A 462-nucleotide genomic window follows, 5' to 3' on the forward strand; every position below is an offset into this window, starting at 1 on the left:
ACTACAAGATCAACTCGACCGGCAGCAGCCGGCGAGCCGACCCAACCTGCCCACCATCAGCCAAGACCCGACTTGACTTCGACCTCATAGGTTGGTCAGCCGGGGACGAGGAGCTCGTCGCGATCTCGTGCGGCGTCGATTCCGGCGGCGGGGTCGCGGTCGCGGTGGGCGTCCGGCGGGTGCTCGCCGTGGAGCAGGTGGTCGCGGTCGAGGATGATCTCGGTGCCGTCGGGGCGATGGGTGTGCCAGCTGCCGTCGGCGTGGCGGTCGATGGTGTAGCCGTGGTGGACCTTGCCGTGGTGGCGTTCGCACAACAGCCCGAGGTTGTCCAGGGCGGTCTGCCCGCCGAAGGCCCAGTGCAGCAGGTGGTGGGCCTCGCACCACCAGGTGGGGGCGTCGCAGCCGGCGAACACGCAGCCGCCGTCGCGCAGGTCCAGCGCCTGGCGGAGCGCGGCGGGCACG

1 protein-coding gene is annotated in these 462 nt (G+C 71.2%); it reads right to left on the bottom strand.

Going from position 1 to position 462, the window contains the following annotated elements:
• Nucleotides 1-95: 95 nt before the first annotated feature.
• Nucleotides 96-462 (bottom strand): HNH endonuclease signature motif containing protein (locus ACK586_RS25525; RefSeq protein ID WP_409333334.1); only part of this gene is annotated, 367 nt, incomplete at its 5' end.

This window comes from Trujillonella humicola (genome assembly GCF_046233715.1).
GTDB classification, from domain to species: domain Bacteria; phylum Actinomycetota; class Actinomycetes; order Mycobacteriales; family Geodermatophilaceae; genus Trujillonella; species Trujillonella humicola.